Origin of the sequence: Pantoea sp. VS1 (assembly GCF_002207995.1) — a bacterium.
Lineage (GTDB): Bacteria > Pseudomonadota > Gammaproteobacteria > Enterobacterales > Enterobacteriaceae > Pantoea > Pantoea dispersa.
In genome coordinates, this window is record NZ_NHZE01000042.1 from 1 (window position 1) to 23,751 (window position 23,751).

Here is a 23,751-nt window from a genome sequence, read left to right on the forward strand (position 1 = left end):
ACAGGCTCATCCTTGCGTATTATGACCGGGCAGAAAAGCGTATTATCCGGATCGACTGACCACAAAAAGTGTTACCTGTGTGCCCGGTCTGATCTGTTACCCATGTGCCCGGTCGTACCTCAATGCGCACCCTACAAAATTACACACCATTGTTGCTGGTGCGCAGCAATGCGCACCCGACAAAACCCCATACCATTGTTGCAGGTGCGCGGGCATGTGTTTTTCACCGTTGTGGCAGGGTCGCCATGGATGGCGACCGAAAACGGCGGTTATACCAGCTCGCTGTTTTTAACATCCGCGGACGGTGCCAGCAGGTTTTGATCGAAGGCGCGCAGCGGCTGGCCGTGGCGAACGCGCTGTGGCCAGTCCGGATTGGCCAGCGCGCTTTTGCCCAGCGCCACATAATCTGCGCCCTGATACAACGCCATGCCGGCGCGTTCGGCATCTGACAGCGATCCGTTGATCACCACCGGCAACTGTGGCGCAGCCTGGCGCGCCAGCTGTAGCAGCGACTCTGCCGCGTCCGCGAACGCTGGCTGCAACGCATCGTGCTCGGTCAGATGCAGATAATCGATGCCTGAGTCAGCCAACAGCGCAAACACCTGGCGCGCTCCGGCAGCGCCCTCCTGCCATTTATGCGTAAAATCATTCACTTTCCCCTGGGAAATCCGCACGCCCAGCGTGACGTTGGCACCGATGCGCTGTCGCACCGCGGCAATCACCTCCCGCGTCAGCGTCAGTCTTGCGATAATATCGCCGCCCCAGCGGTCGCTGCGCTGGTTGGTGTAATCGGTAAAGAACTGATCGAGCAGATAACCGTTGGCCGCGTGAATTTCAATGCCGTCAAAACCGGCTGCCTCAATGGCGCGCGCCGCGCTGTCAGCAAAGGCGTCAATCACCTGCTCAATCTGTTCATCACTCATGGCGCGCGGCAACGGGTAAGCGCCGTGGCCATGGTAAAACCGCAGTTGTTCGCCACGTGGCGGGATCGCCGAAGGCGCCAGCGTATCGCGCCGGTAAATATTGCCCTGCGATATCGCACCGGCGTGCATCAGCTGTGCAATGATTTTGCTGCCGTGCTGGTGCACGCTGTCGGTGATGGCCCGCCAGCCGGCGATCTGCTGGCGATTGACCAGCCCGGCCTGAAAAGCGTAAGTCTGTGACCAGGCTTCATCAATGTAGAGACCTTCGGTGATTACTGCGCCAAAGCCACCGCGGGCAAAACGCGTGTAGTACTGCTGCATACGCTCGCCCGGGACCCCATCCACACTGGCGGAGATGCGCGTCATCGGTGCCACCATCAGGCGATTGGTTAAATCGAGGTGGTTAAGCGTACTGCTCTGAAACAGGTGTTTGTCGGTCATTCGGCGCTCTGAAATAAATTATCATCAGGAGCCATTATAGTGAGTCGCCATTGTGGCAAAAATGGCCGATTATGATACGTCTGCTTAACGGAAACCGTTACAATGAACTCCCGGGATATTGATGTTTTTCTGATGGTGTCACAAACCCGCAGCCTGACGCAGGCGGCGCGGCGGCTCGGCACCACCACTATGACCGTGTCGCGCCGGCTGGCCTCACTGGAGGAAGATCTCGGTGTACGGCTGCTGCATCGCACCACGCGCGCCATTGCCCTTACCGATGAAGGCGAAGAGTTTCTTCCCTATGCCAGAACGCTGGCAGAGACCGAACAGAGCGCACGCAACCTGTTCGCGCCCGATAAACAGGGGGCCACCGGCCAGCTACGCATCACTGCGCCTACGGGGTTTGGCCGGCGCACCATCATTCCGCTGCTGCCGTCACTGATGGAGCAAAACCCCGGGCTGCGCGTTGAGTTTCAGCTCAGCGACGATGTCACGGACATTGTCGGGCTGGGCTTTGATGTCGCGATCCGCATCGCCCCGCTGCGCGATTCCCGCCTGGTGGCTCACCGTCTGGCCGACAACCCGCGCCGGCTGTGTGCGGCTCCGGGCTATCTGCAACGCTTCGGCACGCCGCGTCATCTGGCGGATCTGCATCAACACCACTGTCTGCGCCTGTCGAATGTGGTGCAGTGGAGTTTTATGGTGGACGGCCATCTCTCCAGCCTGAGCGTTGACGGGCGCTTCAGCGGCAGCAATGTCGAAGGGGTGCGTGCGCTGTGCGTGGCCGGCAGCGGCATCGCACAGCTTTCCGAGTGGGATGTGCGGGAAGAGCTGGCATCCGGCGAACTGGTGGCGCTGGAGCTGGAGGACGCGCAGCCGCAGATGCTGGGCGTGTGGGCGCTGTTTCCCACCACGCGCCACCTGCCGGCGCGCGTTAGCGTGTTTGTTGCGGCGCTCAGACAGGCGATGCAACAGCAAAGCCGGCCCGGCGAGTAACGCGGGCGTACGAAAAAAGGCGGAGGGGTGAGCTCCGCCTTGTTTCAAGTTCCGGTCAGTGCGCCTGACCGGTCAGTTGCAAAAGGGCAACGATGATTTGCAGGATCACCCGGACCAGGTCCAGGAGTAATCGAACAAGTTCCATCACTTTCCTTCTCCTCTGACAGGAGCGCGCTGTTCAGCTTTCGGGGCCCTGACTCTACCCGCCGACCGCCTAAGCACATCTGTGAGGAGCGCTGAGCGGCACTCATTGTGAAAGCCACAGGCCAGCACCACCTGAAACCTGCCGGGGTTTGACTATCCGCGCCCCTGGAGTCATCAGAAAACAATAAGCATCCGCCGCGCTCAACACCTGTATAACCATACAGTATTTTAGCGAAACTTGAAATCTTTCGCTGCACATTTTATCATTCCTTGTGTGAGGAGTGCTGAGCACCCCGTTCCGAGCGCGGTTACCAGCCGGGTGACGAACATAAAAAAAGGATTTGGCGACATAAGCCAAATCCTTTTTTATTGCCTGCGATGACCCTACTGTGCGGCGCTGATACGCCAGATCGCGTTGCCGGCATCGTCGGCAATCAACACCCCGCCCTGATTATCCGTCGCCAGTCCTACCGGCAAACCGCGTACCTGCTTCTGATCGTCGGTGAGGAATCCTGACACCACCGTCTGCGGTTGCCCGACCGGTTTGCCGTTTTCAAATTTCACCCAAATCACTTTATAGCCGTTGAGCGGCGTGCGGTTCCAGCTGCCGTGTTCACTGATGAAGGCGCCGCCGCGGTACTGCGGCATATTATCCGCGCCATAGAACAGCAGGCCGAGCGGTGCCACGTGTGAGCTCAGCGCATAGTCCGGCTTGATGGCTTTCGCGACCAGATCCGGCCGCTGCGGCTGCGCGCGCTCGTCGACGTGCTGACCAAAGTAGCTGTACGGCCAGCCGTAGAAACCTTTGTCCTGCACGGAGGTCAGGTAATCCGGCACCAGATCCGACCCGATTTCGTCACGCTCGTTGGCGATGGCCCACAGCTTGCCGCTTTGCGGCTCCCACTGCAGACCGGTAGGATTGCGGATGCCGCTGGCATAGATGCGGCTGGCACCGGTTGCGGCGTCCACTTCCCACACCGCCGCGCGCCCATACTCTGCGCCGATGCCGTTCTCGGTGATGTTACTGTTGGAGCCGACACCGACGTACAGTTTGCTGCCGTCCGGACTGGCGAGCAGCGCTTTGGTCCAGTGGTGATTCAGCTCACCGCCCGGCAGCGACGTCACCTCTTCCGGCGGCGTACGGATTTCGGTTTCGCCGGTCTGGTAAGGGAATTTCACCAGGCTGTCGGCGTTAGCCACATACAGCGTATTGCCAATCAGCTGCATGCCAAACGGCGCATTGAGGTTTTCGATAAACCGGTGCTGTTCCCACTTACCGTTAACGTTGCGCAGCAGCGTGATGCGGTTGCCGCCCGGGCCACCTTTGCCGGAAGATTTCTGCACCAGGCTCATGATCAATTCTTTCGGTGCCGTGACCGGGTTTTTCACCCCATTGGCTTCTGCCACCAGAACGTCGCCATTCGGCAGCACATACAGCTGACGCGGGTGCATCAGGCTGGCCGGGATTTTCTCGATCTTCAGGCCGTCGGCCACTTTTGGTGTCTCGCCCTCTTTCCACGCGGTGCCTTCCGGCACCTGCATCGGCGGCATAAAGAAGTTTTTAGCCTGCGGCAGCTGCGGATCAGGCCCGATTTGCCGTTGCGGATCGAGGTCCGATCCGCTGTCGCAGGCGCTCAGCAGTACTGCAATCCCCAGCGCACTCATAACACGAAATTTCATGGGCGACCTCCCTGTAAACGACGCTCGCGCAGCGCCAGCTGCAGATTCGCTATCAGCAACACCACCACCACCAGGGTGGAGAGCGTCACGCCCATCGGCACCACCGCATAGGCATCGCGGCTGTGAATGAATGCGTTGACGATGGCCAGCACGATCGCCAGCAGCGACAGCCAGAAATGGGTCTTCTCTGCGGCAGGTGCGCCACGGAATAAATGAATCAGGCTGATTAGTCGCGGCACAATTGCCAGCACCAGCCCGATGGCTATCAGCCAGCTGGCGGCTTTGGTCCACATGACGATAAAGGTTTGCAGATAGATAATATCAAACAGCCAGGCAGCAAAGAAAAAGCCCAGCGGCAACGGCTCAAGCAGGGTAAACAGCGTCACGCCAACAACCGAGCGTCCCGAGGTATGGTACATCGCACTCTCCCTATCACAGTTTTTCCAGGCGAGAGCGATCCGGCCAGGCATCGCTTCGCACGCCTGAGAAATATTAGTAAAGATAAAGAGTCATGCGCACAGCCCGCACAAAAAGTTAACCGTGCCGACGGAACTGGTTCAGTTCCTGCGCGTCGTGGCTGCAGAACAGTTGCACCTCTTGCGCGTGCTGCAGTGACAGCTCACGCAGCCGCTGCTGATTGCTGTGCCAGGCGGCGCGGTCACTGCACATCAGGCGCTGATAGGCGCGCAGGCCCGGCGTACAGTGGCGCTGGCTGTGGTACATTTCACCGCGATAAAACCAGGCGTCGCCGCCATGCAGCAGCCAGCCGCCCTGATGACGAATCGCCACGCCCGCATGGCCCAGCGTATGTCCCGGCAGCGGCACCAGCAGAATCTCATCGCTGAGATCGTCGACCGCCTTCACCGCATCAAAGCCATACCAGCGCTCGCCGCCGCTGGCGTAACCGCGCCAGCCATCGTGCGCAGTCCACTGCTGCGGGCGAAACCGCTGACGCGCCAGCCAGCTGCTGTCGCCCGCCTGGGTTACGGTATCCAGTTCACGCTGCAGCAGATGAATGCGGGCGGCCGGAAAATCACTGATGCCGCCGGCGTGGTCAAAATCGAGGTGGGTCAGAATAATGTGGCGCACATCCTCCGGGCGAAACCCCAGCAGCTGAATCTGTGCCAGCGCGCTGAGCTGCTCGTTATAGCGAATATTATTCAGCGTGCGGAAAAAGCCCGACAGGCGGCGGTCAGGATGGCGCATGTCCTGCGTGCCCAGACCGGTATCCACGAGGATTAAACCGTGACGGTCAGTTTCCAGCAGTAAGCAGTGGCACACCAGTTCAGCAAACGGACCTTTGCTGAAACCATCGAATAACGCGCCACCGAGCGGGCACATGCAGCCACAGTTGAGGTGATGAATTCGCATTGTTCTCCCCCAAAATAAAATGGCGCGAGCGCGCCGCATTAAATGAATAAATAAAAAAAGTGATTAAACATATATGTGCCATGATGATGGCAATTGCAAATAGTCCAGAATCACTCATTTATCGCTTTATTTATTACTTATTTAATTTCAATGCATTGAAATATTGGATGCAGATTTTTAATCAGCAAAAAAATAACCGCAGCGCAAGGTTATTCACGCTACGGTTATTTAACGCGGTCGGTTAACCGTTATTGATTATCAGGCAACGCGCGCCGCCCACCACAGGCGTAGCTTCAGCCCCCAGCTGCTGGTCCAGCCGCTGCTGGTGCTGACCACCTTGCCCTGATGCAGCACGATGAACGTCGGCGTAGCGCCGATTTGCCAGCGCTGTCCCAGCGCCCCGCTTTCATCATTGACGGCGAATCCCCGTACTCCTTTTTTATCCAGCCAGGTGGCGACGCGCGCATCGCTGCCGGATCGCAGAGCCACACTGACCACCTGGGTGCCGTGCTGACTGAGCGCGGCTACCGTCGGTGTGGTGAGTTTGCACACGCCACACCAGCTGGCCCAGACGTAAACCAGCACCGGTCGCTGCTGGCTCAGCGTCGCCAGGTTCACTTCGCCCTGCAGCGCGCTGAGCGGCTGGCGGGCCACATCCGCGGGCAGCTGCGGTGCACGCAGCCAGTCCATGGCCAGCAGCAGCGCCGCTGCCATCAGCACCAACAGCACGCCTTCACGCAGCCAGCGCGTTACCCGGCTCATGGCTGAGCCTGCAGCGCACCTTTCACCGCGGCTTCCAGCTGTGCATAAGGCACTGCCCCGCTGATCAGCTGATTGCCCACCAGCGTGGCGGGCGTACCCTGCACACCCAGCTGCTGCGCCAGCGTCAGGTTGAGGTTAATGGTGTCGAGGCTGGCGGTGCTCGGCGCCGATAAGCTGATGCCACTTTTGTCGAGCGCGGCGGCGATGCTGGCTTCATCATGGTTGCCTTTCTTTGCCATCAGCCGTTCATGCAGCTTAAGAAAGTTATTCGGCTGCTGCTCCCACACCGTCAGCGCCAGACGCGCCGAACTGAGCGAGCTTTCAGCGCGGTACGGCAGCGGCTTCAGCACCACGGCCACCTGCGGATAGTTGTGCAGCAGTTTTTCGATATCCGCCTCAAACTTTTTGCAAAAGACGCAGTTGTAGTCGGTGAAATAGACCAGCGTCAGTGCCGGTTTTTTGGCACCGATGCGCGGTGAGCCGGCATCGTTAAACAGCGCCGCGCGGTTTTTCTCTACCATCTGCGCAACCACGTTTTGCTGCTGGCGCGCGGCTTCTTTATCAAATGCGTCGGCGGCTTCTGCCAGAATCGCCGGATTTTGCACCAGGGTTTCGCGAATCAGCTGTTTGATGCGCGCCTCCTGCTCAGGGGTAAATGGCGCGGCGGCCAGGGCGGGTGCTGCCAGTAACATCAGCGAAAGTAACAGGGATTTTTTCATCATTTTTTTGCCTCAGAGAGTGTTGAAATCACCGCATCACGACTTAATAACGGCGATAAAATCTGGCCGTGCGGCAGTGCCGGGCCATAAATCTGGTTAAAGGGGATCGCTACGCGATCGCGGCGGCGCAGGAACTCGCCGATGGTCGGATCCGGTTGTGTCCAGTCACCGCGCAGCAGCACCACATCCTCTGCGCCGAGGGCGGCACGCACGTCAGGCTGATTCAGCACCCGTGATTTATTCACTTTGCAGGTGATGCACCAGTCAGCGGTGACATCGACGAATACGCGTTTATCCTGCTCCAGCGCCTGATTAATGGCGGCTTCGGTCAGCGGTTGCCACACCAGCGATTCTTCTTCCGGGGAGAGGCGCGTCAGCAGTAACAGCGCGCCCGCCAGCGTCACGGTAATGAACACCAGACCTGCCTGCGGCAGCGCGCGGCGTGCGATTAACCAGCCCATCAGCGCCAGCAGCAGGATGGCCGCCAGCAGAATGGCGACGGTGCTGCCCCAGTGGGGAATCAGCAGCGTCACCAGCCACAGCGTCGCCAGCATCATCAGCAGCCCCAGCAGCGTGCGCAGATGCAGCATCCAGCGCCCCGGGCGCGGCAGGCAGCGCGCCATACCCGGCAGCGCCGCAACCAGCAGCCACGGCAGACTCATGCCGACGCCGAGCGCGACAAACAGCAGCCACAACTGCGGCAGCGGCGCGGTCAGCGCATAGGCGACGGCGGTGCCAAGAAACGGTGCGCTGCACGGTGTCGCCAGCAGCGTGGCAAAGGCCCCCTGGCCAAAATGCCCTGCCAGACCGGCACCGCCGTGCGTCGCCAGCCTGGTGGTCAGGCCGGAAGGCAGGCGGAAATGCAGCAGATCGAACAGACTGGCGCTGAACAGGAACATCACCAGAACCATCACCAGCAGAAAGCCGCTGCTCTGGAACTGAATGCCCCAGCCCAGCGCCTGACTGCTGAGCCGTAGCACAGTCATCAGCAGCGCCAGCAGCAGGAAAGAGAACAGAATGCCGGCGCTGGACGCGAGAAACTGCTGACGCGTCTGGCGTTGCGTCTGTCCCTGCTGCTGCACCAGACTGCTCAGTTTGATCGCCAGCACCGGCAGCACGCAGGGCATCAGGTTGAGAATCAGCCCGCCAAGCAGCGCCAGCAGCACTACCGACCACAGCGTGGCGTTCCCGGCGGAGGGAGAAAACAGCGGCTGATGACCAAGGGTCAGCTGGCTTTGCTGAGCGATACCGGCGTCAGCGATAACCAGCGACAGCGCTTTACCGCGCAGGTCCGGCGCAGCCTCGCCCCATTCATCGGTCACCGCCACGCGGGCAGTCAGCGTCTCGCCCTGCACGCTGATTTGCGGCGCCGCCAGCATGCTGCCCTGCGGATAATCAAAGAACAGTTCCGGCTGCTGCCAGCCCTGCTGACGCTGCGCCCGGATTTGCAGCGTGCCATCAACGAAGCTGGCATCAAGCTGATCGGTCAGCCCGCTGTCAGCCGGGATCTGCCCCATCGCCTGGGCGAAGTCACGTGCAAAATCCGGACTGGCGGGCTGCGAGAGATCGAGCTGGAACGGAAAATCCGTCAGGATGCAGACGTCGCTACAGGTGGACAGCGTCAGCGTGCCGGCCAGCGTGCCCTGCGGGGCAGATTCGAGCACGATGGGCAGCGTAACGTTGCCTTTGTAGCCCTGCGTGGTGAGGCCGCTGACGTCAAAGCGCGCTGGCACTGGCCACGACCAGCGGGCGTTGACATCCGGCGTTTGCCAGCGGATTTCCGGCGCGACGCCGCCTTCGCCCGGCGAGCGCCAGTAGGTTTTCCAGCCCGGCTGCAGGCGAATATCCAGCAGCAGTTGCAGGTGATCGCCCTGCGGCGCGGCGCGCAGGCGCACTTCGGCGTGGCTGTTTTGCGCATTGCGCAGCCAGCCGGTATCGGCGGCTTGCACGGTCAGCGCGCAGCTCGCCACGAGGAGCAGCAGGCTCCTGATCAAGAATGTCATAATCGTTTCTCCGGTGAATAACAGGGTTTACGCGGTGGATCGCGTGGTGTTATTCCCGGAAGACGCAGAGCGTGAGATGGCGCCGTCGCAGCGGCACAAACAGCGGTTCACGTCGACAGACAGTGGCAGACGAGGTCTGGAAGAGCGTGGCGATCAACGCCAGCAGCAGTACGAGGAATGGCAGCGCGGTATCGAGCAGCGGCGCGCTGCCGCTGAGTGACTTAGCGCCCAGCGCACAGGGTTTATCACTGCTGGCACCGTCATCAGCGGCGGCGCTGTGAGCAGTAATGCTAACGACAGGCTGGGTCGGGAGATTGAAGCTGCGCTGGACGAGACAAAATGCCAGCACCAGACAAACCAGTGCCAGAATCCATTTTGCGCGTTGGGGCGATATCGTCATGCCACAGCCTCAGAGAAAAGTGCGGCCAGTTTATGCAAAAGCAGCAGAAACACCAATCCCTGCTGTGTAAACTTTTGTCTTTATGCCAGCGGGAGCAGGCTGACTGCAGAGAGGGAGAAATTATTCACGTTAATTAACCCCTCCACCCTTGTGGTCATAGCCTAAAGGCTATAAACTCATTTATAGCAAAAAAGCTATGGGATAGCGCTATGTGGGAAATATTAACAACGGATGTTTTTGATGACTGGTTTCTTGCGCAAAATGAAGGTTTACGTGAGGACGTGTTAGCAGTGATGCAAATCCTGGCAGAGATGGGACCAAAACCCGGTCGTCCCTACGTTGATACCTTAAAGGGGTGTCAGTTTCCCAATCTTAAAGAACTGCGTGTGCAGCATGCAGGCATGCCTGTCAGAGCCTTTTTCGCCTTCGATCCAGTGCGCCGTGCGATTGTACTTTGCGCAGGAAATAAGGCTGGCTGTCAGCAGAAACAATTTTACCGCACTATGATTCGCCTGGCTGAAGCGGAATACCGCAAGCATTTAGTGCATATGGAGGGATAATGGGGACCTACAAGCAACTACTGGCAAAACAATCACCTGAAAGTCAGCAGCGCATCGCTGAAAAGGTGGAAAAGCTGCGTCAGGAAATAGCCCTGAGCCAATTGCGTGAAGAGCTAAACCTTTCGCAAACTGAGCTGGCGCGCACCATCGGTGTATCACAACCAACGCTGGCAAAGATGGAAAATCCGGAAAACGATCCGCGCCTGTCAACGCTAAAACGCTACGTCGCCGCGCTTGGTGGGGAACTTCGTATCGATGTTAAACTGCCAAACGGCAAACATTTTGCTTTTCAGCTGTGATTAATCAGCAAGCGCCAGCGGCGGCGTTCGCGCAGCAGGCGTTGATGCAGCCGCTGCAGCTGGGGTAACGTGAGCGCGGCGACCGCTTCTGGCGTAAGCACCGGCAGTCCCTGCTGTTTTCGCAGTGCCTCACTGGCGGCGTCGGCGTTCTGGTGTGGCTGGCACTGCGCCAGTAGCGTCGCCTGCCAGCTCTGCAGCGTTTCATCGTTGATGGCGGCGAGTTCACTCACCATATCGCGCAAAAACGCTTTGCAGTGTTGCAGCAACGTGCGCCAGCCAATGGACGGTGATTGCAGCGCCAGTTGCAGTCCATCCACATCCGCCACGCGCTGGTAGCGCGCTGACACCACATAGCCAATCTGTTGCTCAACCCGCAGGCGCTGAAAGAAGCGTGGTTCAAACATCAGCGCCAGCGCACGCAGCGCCGCGAGGCTGGCATCATCGGCAGCGGGCAGCGGAATAAACAGCAACAAGGCCTGATCGTTCGCCGCACAACGCAGCGCGCTGACGCCGTGCTGTAGCGCAGCCGCGCGCGCCGGCGCAGGCTGCGTCTGCACCACCTCGCTCAGCCAGTGCGCGGCGTGCTGAGTGACGCTTTCGCTGTGGCCGCACCAGGCGGCCTGCCATGCAGGATGCGCAGCCGGGGCCAGCAACTGCTGCGGTAGCGCTTCCAGCAACTGACGAATCACAATACTTTGTGCAGCACGGTGCGGTTGCGGCAGCACCGGCGCATTCAGCGCCGCCAGCACGCCAGGCAGCTGTTGCAGCGCGGGCATTGCATCGTCAGGCAGATCAATCACCAGTTGCCAGACGCCCTGCTGCTGTTGCCAGCGTCCGCTGCCACCGGCATGGCGCAGTGCGGCCAGCCGTGGGCGCAGCTGCTGTTGCCGGCTTAGCGCCGCCTCGTCACTCAGGGTGTGATAAAACGCCGGGCGCACCAGCAGCGTTTCCCGCGGCTGCACCGGATTTGCGCGCAGCAACGGCGCGCAATTTGCCGGGATTTCCGGCAAATGCAGGGCGTCAGCGCACGGATAAAATGACCAGTTAACCGGCGCAATCGGGCCAGCCGCGCTCTGTGGCCATGGTGCGCGCTGCAGGCAGAATCCCTGCGTGGTATAAGGCGCGGCGGACAGCTGTCGCTGCGTCAGCAGCCGCGTGCACGAGGCCTGTGGCAGCGCGGCGATAAAACCGGTGAAATCTGCGGGAACGTCAGCTGACGGCGCCGATCCCAGCGCCCGTCCGCGCAGCTGCGTCAGCGGCGACAACGCAGCGAAATCCTGCTGTGCCAGTTGCAAATAGTGGCGATGCTGCGCTGGCGTGGCGGCGCGCACCGCACGCAGATGCTGCCAGAAGAGCTGTTCAATGCGTCTTGCCGCCGACGCTGACAGCGCTGGCGCACTGAAGCGCAACGCCAGCCAGCTATGATCGGCGTTCTGCCACAGCCATTCACATTGCAGCGATGCGCACAATTGCTCGCTGCGCAGCTGCGCCATCAGGCTGCCAGGGGCTTCATCCTGCCAGAAAGCCGCCAGCAATGTGACATTGTCACGCAAAGCGTTCTCTTCGCCGGTCATAAACAAGCTAAGCCAGAATGACTCTTCATCGGCAAGCTGGATGAGCGTTTCAACTGGCTCCGGCGCGGAAATGGCTGGCAATAAGGAGTGCACCGCACCGCCTGGCTGGCGAACAGCAAACGCCTCGGCCAGCTGCTGTAATTCATCCAGCGATTGCGGTCCGCTCAGCCACAGCTGCTGGTTGGCGGCGACAAAATGCTGCTGATGAAACAGCCGTAGCGCCTGCTGCAGCTCCGTTACGTTGTCACCAAAACACGCCGCACTCCCGACGCGAAAGCGGCGCAGTGCGCTACCGGCCGCGTCGAGCAGCGCTGCTTCACTCAGCGTTTCGGCATGATGCCGTAGCAGCTGAAATTCTGCCTCGATGACCGCCGCTTCCTGCGTAATCGCCGTACCGCTCAGCAGTGGCGCAGCCAGCATATCTGCCAGTCTTGCCACGCCCGCCGCCAGCGCCTGCGCCGGCAGCTGGAAGAACCAGGCGCTGCGGCTGAGTTGCGTGGTGGCATTCACCTGACCACCCTGTTGCTGCAGCCACGGCATCAGGCGCTCATCGCCGGTAAAGCCAGCGCTGCCGCAAAACAGCAGATGTTCCAGCAGATGCGCCAGACCGGGCCAGCGATCGGGTTCGTGCAGGCTGCCTGCGCCGACGCGCACCACCGCCGCGCTTTCCCGCGCGTCGGGCTGGTGCGACAGATGACAGCGCAGACCGTTAGCCAGCGTCAGGCTGCGTTCGCACATCAGGTGACCCGCTGTTTGAAAATCAGCTCAGAGTTGCTGCGGTTGCGGAACTGTAGCTGGGCGATTTTGATATCGCTGCAGCTGGCTTCACGGCGTGCCTCAAGAATTTTTCCATGATGCGGCGACTTGCTGCATACCGGGTCGGTGTTGTCGGCGTCGCCGGTCAGCATGTATGCCTGGCAGCGGCAACCGCCGAAATCTTTCTCTTTCTCATCGCATGAGCGGCACGGTTCCGGCATCCAGTCGAAGCCGCGATAGCGATTGAAGCCAAACGAGTTGTACCAGATATCCTCCAGGCTCTGCTCCAGCACGGAAGGAAACTGCACCGGCAGCTGGCGCGCGCTGTGACAGGGTAACGCCGTACCTTCCGGCGTCACGCTGAGGAATATCGATCCCCAGCCGCCCATACAGGGTTTGGGCCGCTCTTCGTAGTAATCCGGCGTGACGAACAGCAGATTGGTGAGATTGCCGCTGCTGCCCATGCGCTCACGGTAGCGCGCAACCACCGCTTCGGCGCGGGCAATCTGCTCGCGCGTTGGCAGCAGCCCCTGGCGGTTAAGATGTGCCCAGCCGTAGAACTGACAGGTGGCCAGTTCGACATCATCCGCCTCCAGCTCAATACACAGATCGATGATTTTATCGATCTGGTCGATGTTATGGCGATGCAGCACGAAGTTCAGCACCATCGGGTAGCCGTGCTTTTTCACCGCTTTTGCCATCGCCAGCTTCTGCTGAAACGCCTTCTGCGAACCGGCCAGCGCGGCGTTCAGCGTTTCATCACTCGCCTGGAAACTGATCTGGATGTGATCCAGCCCGGCGTCGGCGAAGGCATCGAGCTTTTTCTCCGTCAGGCCAATGCCGGAGGTGATCAGGTTGGTGTAAAAGCCCAGATCGCGCGCGGCGCGAATCAGCTCAGGCAGATCTTTGCGCGTCAGCGGTTCACCACCGGAAAACCCCAGCTGCACGCTGCCCATGGCGCGTGCCTGGCGGAACACCTCAATCCACTGTTCGGTGCTCAGCTCCTGTTCCTGCCGGGAGAAATCCAGCGGGTTCGAGCAGTAAGGGCACTGCAGCGGGCAGCGATAAGTCAGCTCCGCCAGCAGCCACAGCGGCGCATTCACGCCAGATTTATTCGGGTTCACGACACTGGATCCACTTCTGTTCAATGGCCGATTGCAGGAAGTCTTTGACGTCATCATCGACACCGCCCGCCTCCGGAAAACGCGCATTGAGCGTGGCGATAATGGCCGCCACATCCTGCTTGCCGGTCACCAGTTCCAGAATGGCGGCAGCGGTTTCATTCAGCTTCGCCATCCCTTCCGGGTAAAGCACCACGTGGCTGTCCTGCGCGGCTTCCCACTGCAGACGATAGCCGCGGCGAAACGCCGGAATCAGAGTCTCTTTCATGTGATTACACCAGTCTTGTACTGTGCCAGGCGACCTGATCGGTCACCGTGTGGTACGGCGGACGCTGCAGCGCGTATGCCATGGTCATGGCATCCAGCATGGTCCAGAGAATGTCGAGTTTAAACTGCAGGATCTCCAGCATGCGGTTCTGCTGCTCAGCACTGGTAAAGACCTCCAGCGCCAGCGCCAGGCCATGTTCCACATCGCGGTTCGCCTGGCTCAGGCGGCTGCGGAAGTAGAAATAGCCTTCCTCTTTGATCCACGGATAGTGCTGCGGCCAGCTGTCGAGGCGCGACTGATGAATCTGTGGGGCAAACAGCTCGGTGAGCGAGCTGCACGCCGCTTCCTGCCAGTTGGCGCGACGCGCAAAGTTGACATAGGCATCAACGGCAAACCGTACGCCCGGCAACACCAGCTTCTCTGACAGCAAGACTTTGCGATCGAGACCGACCGCTTCTCCCAGCTGCAGCCAGGCTTCGATGCCGCCTTCCTCACCGTTACGGCCGTCGTGATCGAGGATACGCTGTACCCATTTACGGCGCGTTGCCGGATCCGGACAGTTGGCCATGATCGCCGCATCTTTCAGCGGAATATTGGTCTGATAGTAAAAACGGTTTGCCACCCAGCCCTGAATCTGCTCGCGCGTCGCGGCACCGTTGTGCATCGCGATATGGTAAGGATGGTGAATATGGTAATACGCGCCTTTGGCACGCAGCGCCTGTTCAAAGGCTTCGGGTGACAACGCCTCGGTAATGATCACGATGCGGACTCCTGCAAATGAATCGCCATGCCGTCCCAGCTCACTTCTATGCCCTGCTGCGTCAGGAACTGGCGCTGCGGCGAATGCTCGTTGAGGATCGGATTGGTGTTGTTAATGTGAATCAGAATTTTGCGTCTGGCCGGCAGCGCGGCCAGCAGCGCCATCAGCCCCTGCTCTTCCGCCAGCGCCAGATGGCCCATGGCTTTGCCGGTATTTTTGCCGACGCCGGTGGTCAGCAGCTCATCATCCTGCCACACGGTGCCGTCGATCAGCAGGCAGTCGGCTTTTTGCAGCCACGGCATAATCACCGCATCCGGTTCGCCGAGACCCGGCGCATACAGCAGCGTCTGCCCGCTGGCGGTGTTTTCGATAAACAGCGCCACGTTATGTCCCGGCAGCGGACGATCGCGATACGGCGAATACGGTGGCGCATTGCTGAGAATCGGAATGGCGGTGAATTGCAGGCTGGCGCAGACGTCAACGCGAAACGGCTCAAGCGGCGTGAGCGCGCGATGCTGCAGGCCGCCGTTCCAGTGCTGCAGCATGGTAAAAATCGGGAAGCCGCTGGTGAGGTCGGCATGCACTTCCGGCGTGCACCATACCTGATGCGGGCAGCCCTCACGCAGGCTCAGCAGACCGGTGGTGTGATCGATCTGGCTGTCGGTCAAAATAATGCTGCCAATCGCCGTTCCGCGCAGCACGCCGTGTTTCACCAGTTCCGGTGTCCGGGCGATTTGCTGGCTGATGTCCGGCGAAGCGTTGCACAACACCCAATCGGTACCGTTATCGCTGACAATGATTGAGGATTGGGTGCGCGCCTGCGCCTGGAGCGTGCCGTTACGCAGCCCGCTGCAGTTGGCGCAGTTACAGTTCCACTGCGGAAAGCCACCGCCAGCCGCCGAACCGAGGACTTTAATAAACATGTGAAGGACCGAAGCAGGAAAAGAAAATGCCCGCACGAACGGCGGGCAGGACGTCTTAGCGGTTGGAGATGTACAGCGTTACTTCCAGGCCCAGACGCAGGTCAACAAACTCAGGTTTTTTCCACATAATATTCTTCCTCATAGTCTTAAAACGCAGAGCAGGCTCTGCTAAAAACATTGCGGCAGAAACAAGGCTTCCGCCAGCAATGGATAACGCGGGGCGATGTTGCGCCAATGTAGCGAGCAGATCAACCCTGATTGCGTAAGGAAATACACTTACGCCTGCCAGATTTGGTGCAATACCCGCTGCCAGTTGCCCCAGGCAAGTTGTTCCAGCAATGCCTGATCATAGTTGAGACTGCGCATCAGCGCATACAGCCGCGGCAAACCGGTGACATCTTTAAGCTCTGCGGGCACGCTGATGCCGTCAAAATCCGACCCCAGCGCGACGTGATCGCTTCCCATAATAGTCATCAGATGCTCACAGTGTTTAACAATTTCGATCAAGCCGCCATCATCGTCGCGCTTACCGTCGGCGCGCAGAAAGGCGTTGCCGAAATTAATGCCGACCACGCCACCGCTATCGCGTATCGCCCGCAGCTGGTCGTCGGTAAGGTTGCGCGGCTGCGCGCACAGCGCGTGCGCATTCGAGTGACTGGCGACCAGCGGCGCGGATGAGAGCCGGGCCGTGTCCCAGAACGCTTTTTCATTCATGTGCGACACGTCGATCATCATGCGCTGCTGATTCGCCAGCGTGATCAGCCGCTCGCCGTCGGCGGTCAGTCCCGGACCGCTATCCGGCGAACCGGGAAACGCGCCGGTGACGCCAGCGCCAAAGCGATTTTCCAGATTCCAGAACGGACCGATGCTGCGCACGCCCGCCTGCCAGAAGGCGGCAAGGTCGGCGCCGTCGCCGTCAAAACCGTCCGCGCCCTCAATGTGCGCCACCATCGCCAGCACGCCGTCGCGCCGGCAGGCGGCGATATCGGCGGTGCTGAGGCACAGGCGCGCCCGGCCGTCAGAACGGGCAACCAGCGTTTTCAGAATCTCCAGCTGCTGCCACAGGATCTCCAGCGGCTGCCAGGCTTCACCGGCCAGGTGCGGCGCCACTTCGCTGACGTAGCGCTGCGGCGGCACAAACAACGCAAACAATCCACCGGCAAAGCCGCCCTGCTGCATGCGCGGAAAATCGAGGTGTCCTTTTTCGATACCGGTAAAGAAGGCAGCGGCCGGATCGTCGCGATGATGCAACCACAGGTTGAGCAACAGGTCATTATGACCATCAAAGGTTTTGATTAACATTGGGTTATCCGCCACGGATTTGATGCCGCCATGCTACGCGCATCCCGCCTGTTCGCCAAATACCGGCGCACAAAGGGTTACTGTTGTGCCACCTGCAGACCGCGATAAAAGGTCGGCTTTACATCGAGTGGCTGAGCAATCAGGCCATACTTTTGATAAAAGTCGGCGGTTTCCTGCTGCTGTTGTACGGTGTGGTCGTCAATGCTCTGCCAGTGTGACTGACGTCGGGCAAAAGATTTGGCGGCAGCCTCCTGAGGAAAGCCGATGATTTTCGCCAGCCTGGCGGAATACGCCTCAACGTGGCGATTGGCCCAGCGGTCAGCGGCCGCCAGCCGGTTAATATAATCCTGCAGCGCCGCACGTTTACTGGCGTCACTCAGTGCCGCATCGGTGGCGGCGAGGAAGCTGTTGCCGCTGGAGAGCCCCACGCCGTTGATCAGCACGCGCCCGGTATGCGTCACTTCCGCCAGCGCAGTGTAAGGATCCCAGGTTGCCCACGCATCGACGGAGCCACTCGCCAGCGCAATGCGCGCATCGGCAGGCGTGAGAAAGCGCCAGCTGACTGCTTTATCGCTCAGCCCGGCGCTCTCCAGCGCTTTCAGCGCGATAAAATGACCGATCGACCCGCGCCCGGTGGCGATGCGTTTAGCGCGCAGATCCCGCGGCGTTTTGATGGGTGAGTCCGGCGCAACCAGCACCGCCAGCCCGGCCGGGGTGGATTTGCTGACGGCCACCGCTTTAACCTGCGAACCTGCGGCCAGCGAGAACAGCAGCGGCGCATCACCAATAATTCCGGCATCAACCGCCCCGGCATTCAGGGCTTCGGCCAGCGGAGCGGCGGCCGGAAATTCCGCCCATTCGATACGGTAGGAGAGATCGTTGAGCTGCTGCGCTGCTTCCAGCTCGGCGCGCATGTTGCCCTTTTGATCGGCAATGCGCAGGGTAACGCCGTGCGCCGCGACGCTGCCGCTGGCCAATAACAGCATCGTTAAAGTCACTCTTTTCATTATCATTTCTCTGCAGATGAAAAGCCCAGACTACCCTGCGCGTAACAAATGACCGATGCCGATTTCGCATGAGGATTGCCGGAAGGAACATAACGATGCGCGGCTGACGAGGGCGCAAAAAAAAGCCCGCAACACGAGGTGCGGGCAACGTAATACTGGAAGCAATGTGAGCAATGTCGTGCTCTTCTTCGGTAGAGCCACCGTCGAAGCGCAGAAGAATAATAATCATTCCTATTATCATCTGTAAAGCTCTAATTGAGAATTTTTCTCATTTCCACACTAAGGTTGTGCTTACCACCGTTGCCCGCTGGGTAAAAAAAGCGCAGATACGCGGCGGATTTGGGGAGTACGCTTGCTTTGCGATACACTCTCGCTATTGCCCGAGAATCGTTGAGTTCTATGCCAAAATTATTCCCCGCGCTGCTGCTTGGTCTCAGCGTCCTGAGTGCCTCTGCGCTCGCCGCGCCCGCGGACTCTATCCGCCACAGCGGCTTTGTCTATTGCGTAAACGGCACGGTTAACACCTTCAACCCGCAGATGGTCAGCAGCGGGCTGGTGGTCGATACGCTGGCGGCACAGTTGTATGACCGCCTGCTCGACGTCGACCCTTATACCTATCGTCTGATCCCCGATCTGGCGCAGAGCTGGGAAGTGCGCGATAACGGCGCGACTTACCGCTTCCACTTACGCAAAGATGTTTCGTTCCAGCACACCAACTGGTTTACGCCGACGCGCAAAATGAACGCCGACGATGTGGTCTTCAGCTTTGCCCGCATGTTCGATCGCCAGCATCCGTGGCATAACGTCAACGGCGGCAGCTATCCCTACTTCGACAGCCTGCAGTTTGCCGACTCGGTGCAGAGCGTGAAGAAGCTGGATAATGATACGGTAGAGATCCGCCTCAACAGCCCCGACGCCTCGTTCCTGTGGCATATCGCCACCCACTACGCGCCGGTGCTGTCGCAGGAGTACGCCAGCCAGCTGAGCGCGGCAGGCCAGCAGGAACAGCTGGATCGCCAGCCGGTGGGCACCGGCCCGTTCCAGCTGAGTGAGTACCGTACCGGGCAATATCTGCGTCTGGCGCGCAATCCGCACTACTGGAAAGGCGTGCCGCGTCTGCAACAGGTGGTGATCGACCTGGGCGTGGGCGGCACTGGTCGCCTGTCGAAATTGCTGACCGGCGAGTGTGACGTACTGGCCTACCCGGCCGCCAGCCAGCTGTCGATTCTGCGCGACGATCCGCGCCTGCGCATGACGCTGCGTCCTGGCATGAACATCGCCTATCTGGCGTTTAACACCCGCAAACCGCCGCTCGACCGTCCGGAAGTGCGCCACGCGCTGGCGCTGGCGATCAATAACGAACGTCTGATGGAGTCGATTTATTACGGCACGGCGGAAACCGCAGCCTCGATTCTGCCGCGCGCCTCGTGGGCCTACGATAATGATGCGCGCGTGACGGAATACAATCCGGCAAAAGCGCGTGAGGCATTAAAAGCGCTGGGCATTGAGGATTTGCATCTGCGCCTGGTAGTGCCGACCACCTCGATGTCGTGGAACCCCAGCCCGCTCAAAACCGCCGAGCTGTTGCAGGCGGATCTGGCGCAGGTGGGCGTGCGCGTCACCATCGCGCCGGTCGAGGGGCGTTTTCAGGAAGCACAGCTGATGGCCATGAATCACGATTTAACCCTGACCGGCTGGGCCACCGACAGTAACGATCCGGACAGTTTCTTCCGCCCGTTGCTGAGCTGCGCGGCGATTCGTTCGCAGACCAATTACGCGCACTGGTGTTCGCCGGCGTTTGATGAGGCGCTGCAGCGCGCGCTGCTGTCGCAGCAGTTGTCGGCGCGTATCGACAGCTACGATCGCGCCCAGCAGATGCTGGCGCAGGCGCTGCCGGTGCTGCCGCTGGCGTCGTCGCTGCGCCTGCAGGCTTACCGGCACGATATTAAAGGCCTGGTGTTGAGTCCCTTCGGTAACGCCTCGTTCGCCGGGGTTTACCGCGATGAGCACGGCGAGGAGTAAGCATGATCATCTATCTGTTGCGTCGCCTGCTGTTGCTGATCATCACCCTGTTCTTACTCTCGCTGGTGAGTTTCAGCCTGAGCTATTTCACGCCTAACGCGCCGCTGGAAGGCGCCTCGCTGTTCGATGCCTGGTGGTTCTGGTTTAAAGGGCTGCTGCAGTTTGATTTCGGTGTCTCCAGCACCAACGGTCAGGCAATTGATATACAGCTGCGCGAGGTGTTTCCCGCCACGCTGGAACTGTGCGTGCTGGCGTTTATGCTGGCGCTGCTGGTCGGTATTCCGCTCGGCATCTGCGCCGGCGTGATGCGCAATAAATGGCAGGATAAAGCCATCAGCGCGCTGGCGCTGCTCGGCTTCTCAATGCCGGTGTTCTGGCTGGCGCTGCTGTTTACCCTGCTGTTTTCGCTGACGCTGGGCTGGCTGCCGGTTTCCGGTCGTTTCGACCTGCTCTATCCGGTGCAGAACATTACTGGTTTTGCCCTGATTGACGCCTGGCTTAGCCCTTCACCGTGGCGGCATGAGATGCTGGTCAGCGCGCTGACGCACCTGATTCTGCCGGTGATCGTGCTGGCTGTGGCACCGACTACCGAAGTGATTCGCCTGCTGCGCAACAGCACCAGCGACGTGATGGATAAAAATTACGTCAAGGCAGCGGCAACGCGCGGCTTGTCGCGCTTCACCGTGATACGTCGTCACGTGTTGCACAACGCACTGCCGCCGGTGATCCCGCGTCTTGGCCTGCAATTCTCCACCATGCTGACGCTGGCGATGATCACCGAAGTGGTGTTCAACTGGCCCGGACTGGGGCGCTGGCTGATTAACGCCATCCGTCAGCAGGATTACGCGGCGATCTCCGCGGGCGTGATGGTGGTTGGCGGGCTGGTGATTCTGGTCAGCGTACTGTCGGATATTATCGGTGCGGCGCTCAATCCGCTGAAACACAAGGAGTGGTATGCCCTCAGATAACATCTACGCCGAGAAGCGGCTGCCGAGTGCGTTTCGCCTCAGCTGGCAGCGCTTTTATCGCGATACCAGCGCCATGATTGGCCTGTACGGCTTCGGCATCCTGCTGTTTCTCTGCCTGTTCGGCGGGCTGCTGTCCCCTTACGGCATCGACCAGCAGTTTCTCGGCTATCAGTTGTTGCCCCCGTCGTGGTCGCGCTACGGCGATGTCTCCTTCTTTCTCGGCACTGACGATCTCGGGCGCGATGTGCTAAGCCGTTTACTGAGCGGCGTGGCACCGACGGTTGGCTCTGCGCTGCTGGTTACGGTGCTGGCAGCAATCTGCGCGCTGCTGCTGGGCGTGCTGGCGGGGATTACCCACGGTTTGCGCTCGGCGGTGATGAATCACGTGCTGGATACGCTATTGTCGATTCCCTCTCTGCTGCTGGCGATTATCGTGGTGGCCTTTCTTGGCCCGCGGCTGGAGCATGCGATGCTGGCGGTACTGCTGGCGCTGATCCCGCGTCTGGTGCGCGAAATCTACACGGCAGTGCATGACGAGATGGAAAAAGAGTATGTGGTGGCGCTGCGGCTGGATGGCGCGCGCAACCTGAATATTCTGTGGAATGCGGTGCTGCCAAACGTTCTGCCGCTGCTGGTCAGTGAATTTACCCGCTCGCTGTCGATGGCGATCCTCGACATCGCCGCGCTCGGCTTTCTTGACCTCGGCGCGCAGCTGCCCTCGCCCGAATGGGGTGCGATGCTGGGTGACGCGCTGGAGCTGATTTACGTGGCGCCGTGGACGGTGATGCTGCCGGGTGCCGCGCTGATGGTAAGCGTATTGATTGTTAACCTGCTGGGCGATGGCATCCGTCGCGCCGTCGCTGCGGGAGTGGAATAATGCCGTTACTGGACATCCGAAATCTGACCATAGAATTCATGACCGCTGAAGGTCCGGTGAAAGCGGTCGATCGCATCAATCTGACGCTAAACGAGGGCGAAGTGCGTGGCCTGGTGGGCGAATCCGGCTCGGGGAAAAGTCTGGTGGCGAAAGCCATCTGCGGCGTGACCAAAGATAACTGGCGTGTCACCGCCGATCGCATGGTGTTCGATGATATCGATCTGTTGCGCCTGTCGCCGCGCGAACGGCGGCGCATCGTTGGCCATAACGTGTCGATGATTTTTCAGGAGCCGCAATCCTGCCTCGATCCTTCTGAAAGTGTCGGCCGCCAGCTGATGCAGGCCATTCCACGCTGGACCTTTAAAGGCCGCTGGTATCAGCGCCTGTGGTTCTGGCGCAAAGAGCGCGCCATTGAGCTGCTGCACCGCGTCGGCATTAAAGATCACAAAGACATCATGCGCAGCTTCCCGTATGAACTGACCGAAGGCGAATGTCAGAAGGTGATGATCGCCATCGCGCTGGCTAATCAGCCGCGCCTGCTGATTGCTGATGAGCCGACCAATGCCATGGAGCCCACCACGCAGGCGCAGATTTTCCGTCTGCTGAGCCGCCTCAATCAGAATAACAACACCACGATTTTGCTGATCAGCCATGACCTGCGCACCATGAGTCAGTGGGCGGACCGCATCAACGTGATGTACTGCGGACAAACGGTGGAAACCGCGCAGAGTGACGATCTGATGGAAACGCCGCACCATCCGTATACGCAGGCGCTGATCCGCGCCATGCCCGACTTTGGCCGCGCGCTGCCGCATAAAAGCCGCCTGAATACGCTGTCCGGCGCGATACCGTCGCTGGAACACCTGCCGATTGGCTGCCGTCTCGGTCCGCGCTGCCCTTACGCGCAGCGTAAATGCATCGAAACGCCGCGCCTGAGCGGCACTAAAGCGCATCTTTATGCCTGTCACTTCCCGCTGAATATGGAGAGCCAATAATGGAAACCCTGCTGGAAGTGCGCAACCTGAGCAAAACCTACCGCTACCGCACCGGGCTGTTCCGGCGCCAGCATGTTGAAGCGGTGAAAAACGTCAGTTTTACCCTGCGCGAAAAGCAGACGCTGGCCATTATCGGCGAGAACGGTTCGGGCAAATCCACGCTGGCGAAGATGCTGAGCGGCATGGTGGCGCCAAGTGAAGGCGAGATGCTGATCGACGATCACCCGCTTAGCTACGGCGATTACGGCTACCGCAGCCAGCGGATTCGCATGATTTTTCAGGATCCGTCGACGTCGCTCAATCCGCGCCAGCGCGTCAGCCAGATCCTCGATTTTCCGCTGCGGCTGAATACCGATCTTGATGATGAAGCACGCGAAAAGCGCATCATTGCCACGCTGCGTCAGGTCGGGCTGTTGCGCGACCACGCCGGCTACTATCCGCACATGCTGGCCCCCGGACAGAAGCAGCGTCTGGCGCTGGCGCGCGCGCTGATTCTGCAGCCGAAGGTGATTGTCGCCGATGAAGCCCTCGCCTCGCTGGATATGACCATGCGTTCGCAGCTGGTGAACCTGATGCTGGAGCTGCAGGAGAAACACGGCATCGCCTATATTTATGTTACTCAGCATCTTGGCATGATGAAGCACATCAGCGATCAGGTGCTGGTGATGCATCAGGGTGAAGTGGTGGAGCGCGGTGGCACCGCTGACGTGCTGGCCTCGCCGCTGCACGACTTAACCAAACGGCTGATTGCCAGCCATTTTGGCGAAGCGTTAACCGCCGAGGCGTGGCGGCGCGAGCGTTGAGTGCTACGGCCGTAGCGGAAAACGCGGTGCGATTTACCCCATTTGATACAGACGTGCTAGAATCCGCACGTCGATTA

24 protein-coding genes are annotated in these 23,751 nt (G+C 59.9%); 8 read left to right on the plus strand and 16 right to left on the minus strand.

Translation table 11 applies throughout. The annotated features are described in order from the left end of the window. Positions 1-269: 269 nt before the first annotated feature. Positions 270-1,364 (minus strand): oxidoreductase, encoded by a 1,095-nt coding sequence (locus tag CBW22_RS15820; RefSeq protein WP_088517156.1) that lies wholly within the window; start codon positions 1,362-1,364, stop codon positions 270-272. A 102-nt stretch (positions 1,365-1,466) separates the two neighbouring features. On the opposite strand from CBW22_RS15820, the gene CBW22_RS15825 reads away from it, so the two are divergent. Next, positions 1,467-2,360 carry a LysR family transcriptional regulator gene (locus tag CBW22_RS15825; RefSeq protein WP_088517157.1) on the plus strand — a complete coding sequence of 298 codons (894 nt, stop codon included), beginning with the start codon at positions 1,467-1,469 and terminating at the stop codon, positions 2,358-2,360. Positions 2,361-2,888: 528 nt separating this feature from the next. On the opposite strand, the gene CBW22_RS15835 is transcribed toward CBW22_RS15825, so the two are convergent. From CBW22_RS15835 to CBW22_RS15865, 7 genes are all read right to left on the minus strand, one after another. Beyond that, a complete protein-coding gene (locus CBW22_RS15835; protein WP_021505987.1) occupies positions 2,889-4,184 on the minus strand; it encodes a PQQ-dependent sugar dehydrogenase in 1,296 nt (431 codons plus the stop codon). Beyond that, a complete protein-coding gene (locus tag CBW22_RS15840) occupies positions 4,181-4,603 on the minus strand; it encodes a DUF2231 domain-containing protein (RefSeq protein WP_021505986.1) in 423 nt (140 codons plus the stop codon). The genes CBW22_RS15835 and CBW22_RS15840 overlap by 4 nt, the downstream gene beginning before the upstream one ends. A 115-nt stretch (positions 4,604-4,718) precedes the next feature. After that, positions 4,719-5,555, minus strand: a complete 837-nt coding sequence (locus CBW22_RS15845; protein ID WP_088517158.1) for an MBL fold metallo-hydrolase — start codon at positions 5,553-5,555, stop codon at positions 4,719-4,721. A 258-nt stretch (positions 5,556-5,813) separates the two neighbouring features. Continuing rightward, positions 5,814-6,317: a thioredoxin domain-containing protein gene (locus CBW22_RS15850; RefSeq protein ID WP_088517159.1), complete on the minus strand. Its 504-nt coding sequence runs from the start codon at positions 6,315-6,317 to the stop codon at positions 5,814-5,816. After that, positions 6,314-7,036, minus strand: coding sequence for a DsbA family protein (locus tag CBW22_RS15855; RefSeq protein WP_088517198.1), 723 nt, complete (start codon positions 7,034-7,036; stop codon positions 6,314-6,316). Before CBW22_RS15855 ends, CBW22_RS15850 begins: the two co-directional genes overlap by 4 nt. Then, a complete protein-coding gene (locus CBW22_RS15860) occupies positions 7,036-9,039 on the minus strand; it encodes a protein-disulfide reductase DsbD family protein (RefSeq protein ID WP_088517160.1) in 2,004 nt (667 codons plus the stop codon). The genes CBW22_RS15855 and CBW22_RS15860 overlap by 1 nt, the downstream gene beginning before the upstream one ends. Positions 9,040-9,088: 49 nt before the next feature. Next, entirely contained in the window at positions 9,089-9,439 is a 351-nt protein-coding gene (locus CBW22_RS15865; RefSeq protein WP_088517161.1) for a hypothetical protein, read from the minus strand. Positions 9,440-9,648: 209 nt separating this feature from the next. Here CBW22_RS15865 and CBW22_RS15870 point away from each other — a divergent pair, with 209 nt between their 5' ends. After that, positions 9,649-9,999, plus strand: a complete 351-nt coding sequence (locus CBW22_RS15870; RefSeq protein WP_088517162.1) for a type II toxin-antitoxin system RelE/ParE family toxin — start codon at positions 9,649-9,651, stop codon at positions 9,997-9,999. Beyond that, positions 9,999-10,298: a helix-turn-helix domain-containing protein gene (locus CBW22_RS15875; protein WP_021505978.1), complete on the plus strand. Its 300-nt coding sequence runs from the start codon at positions 9,999-10,001 to the stop codon at positions 10,296-10,298. The genes CBW22_RS15870 and CBW22_RS15875 overlap by 1 nt, the downstream gene beginning before the upstream one ends. On the opposite strand, the gene pqqF is transcribed toward CBW22_RS15875, so the two are convergent. The 8 genes from pqqF to CBW22_RS15915 form a co-directional block, all read right to left on the minus strand. Beyond that, complete coding sequence (gene pqqF, locus CBW22_RS15880) at positions 10,289-12,610, minus strand: pyrroloquinoline quinone biosynthesis protein PqqF (RefSeq protein WP_088517163.1); 2,322 nt, start codon at positions 12,608-12,610, stop codon at positions 10,289-10,291. The two genes, CBW22_RS15875 and pqqF, sit on opposite strands and share 10 nt — an antisense overlap. After that, positions 12,610-13,752 (minus strand): pyrroloquinoline quinone biosynthesis protein PqqE, encoded by a 1,143-nt coding sequence (gene pqqE, locus CBW22_RS15885; RefSeq protein WP_088517164.1) that lies wholly within the window; start codon positions 13,750-13,752, stop codon positions 12,610-12,612. The genes pqqF and pqqE overlap by 1 nt, the downstream gene beginning before the upstream one ends. Then, positions 13,739-14,017 carry a pyrroloquinoline quinone biosynthesis peptide chaperone PqqD gene (gene pqqD / locus CBW22_RS15890; protein ID WP_021505975.1) on the minus strand — a complete coding sequence of 93 codons (279 nt, stop codon included), beginning with the start codon at positions 14,015-14,017 and terminating at the stop codon, positions 13,739-13,741. Before pqqD ends, pqqE begins: the two co-directional genes overlap by 14 nt. Before the next feature lie 4 nt (positions 14,018-14,021). After that, complete coding sequence (gene pqqC / locus CBW22_RS15895; RefSeq protein ID WP_021505974.1) at positions 14,022-14,777, minus strand: pyrroloquinoline-quinone synthase PqqC; 756 nt, start codon at positions 14,775-14,777, stop codon at positions 14,022-14,024. Continuing rightward, positions 14,774-15,700 carry a pyrroloquinoline quinone biosynthesis protein PqqB gene (gene pqqB / locus CBW22_RS15900; protein WP_021505973.1) on the minus strand — a complete coding sequence of 309 codons (927 nt, stop codon included), beginning with the start codon at positions 15,698-15,700 and terminating at the stop codon, positions 14,774-14,776. The genes pqqC and pqqB overlap by 4 nt, the downstream gene beginning before the upstream one ends. 55 nt (positions 15,701-15,755) lie before the next feature. Beyond that, positions 15,756-15,827, minus strand: a complete 72-nt coding sequence (gene pqqA / locus CBW22_RS26105) for a pyrroloquinoline quinone precursor peptide PqqA (protein ID WP_010617686.1) — start codon at positions 15,825-15,827, stop codon at positions 15,756-15,758. A gap of 149 nt (positions 15,828-15,976) precedes the next feature. Further along, on the minus strand, positions 15,977-16,996 hold the full coding sequence (locus CBW22_RS15910; protein WP_254919523.1) for a dipeptidase: 1,020 nt from the start codon (positions 16,994-16,996) through the stop codon (positions 15,977-15,979). Between the two features lie 83 nt (positions 16,997-17,079). Continuing rightward, entirely contained in the window at positions 17,080-18,009 is a 930-nt protein-coding gene (locus CBW22_RS15915; protein WP_088517166.1) for an ABC transporter substrate-binding protein, read from the minus strand. Positions 18,010-18,408: 399 nt separating this feature from the next. Here CBW22_RS15915 and sapA point away from each other — a divergent pair, with 399 nt between their 5' ends. Genes sapA through sapF form a run of 5 tightly spaced genes read left to right on the plus strand, consistent with a single transcriptional unit; the run spans position 18,409 to position 23,674 of the window. Continuing rightward, the gene (gene sapA, locus CBW22_RS15920) at positions 18,409-20,031 is read left to right on the plus strand and encodes an ABC transporter substrate-binding protein SapA (RefSeq protein WP_058758605.1); all 1,623 of its coding nucleotides are present in this window, start codon (positions 18,409-18,411) and stop codon (positions 20,029-20,031) included. Positions 20,032-20,033: 2 nt separating this feature from the next. Further along, complete coding sequence (sapB, locus tag CBW22_RS15925) at positions 20,034-20,999, plus strand: putrescine export ABC transporter permease SapB (protein WP_021505968.1); 966 nt, start codon at positions 20,034-20,036, stop codon at positions 20,997-20,999. Continuing rightward, entirely contained in the window at positions 20,986-21,876 is an 891-nt protein-coding gene (gene sapC / locus CBW22_RS15930; RefSeq protein ID WP_021505967.1) for a putrescine export ABC transporter permease SapC, read from the plus strand. The genes sapB and sapC overlap by 14 nt, the downstream gene beginning before the upstream one ends. After that, a complete protein-coding gene (gene sapD, locus CBW22_RS15935) occupies positions 21,876-22,871 on the plus strand; it encodes a putrescine export ABC transporter ATP-binding protein SapD (protein ID WP_021505966.1) in 996 nt (331 codons plus the stop codon). Before sapC ends, sapD begins: the two co-directional genes overlap by 1 nt. Next, a complete protein-coding gene (gene sapF / locus CBW22_RS15940; protein WP_058758607.1) occupies positions 22,871-23,674 on the plus strand; it encodes a putrescine export ABC transporter ATP-binding protein SapF in 804 nt (267 codons plus the stop codon). The genes sapD and sapF overlap by 1 nt, the downstream gene beginning before the upstream one ends. Positions 23,675-23,751: the final 77 nt, after the last annotated feature.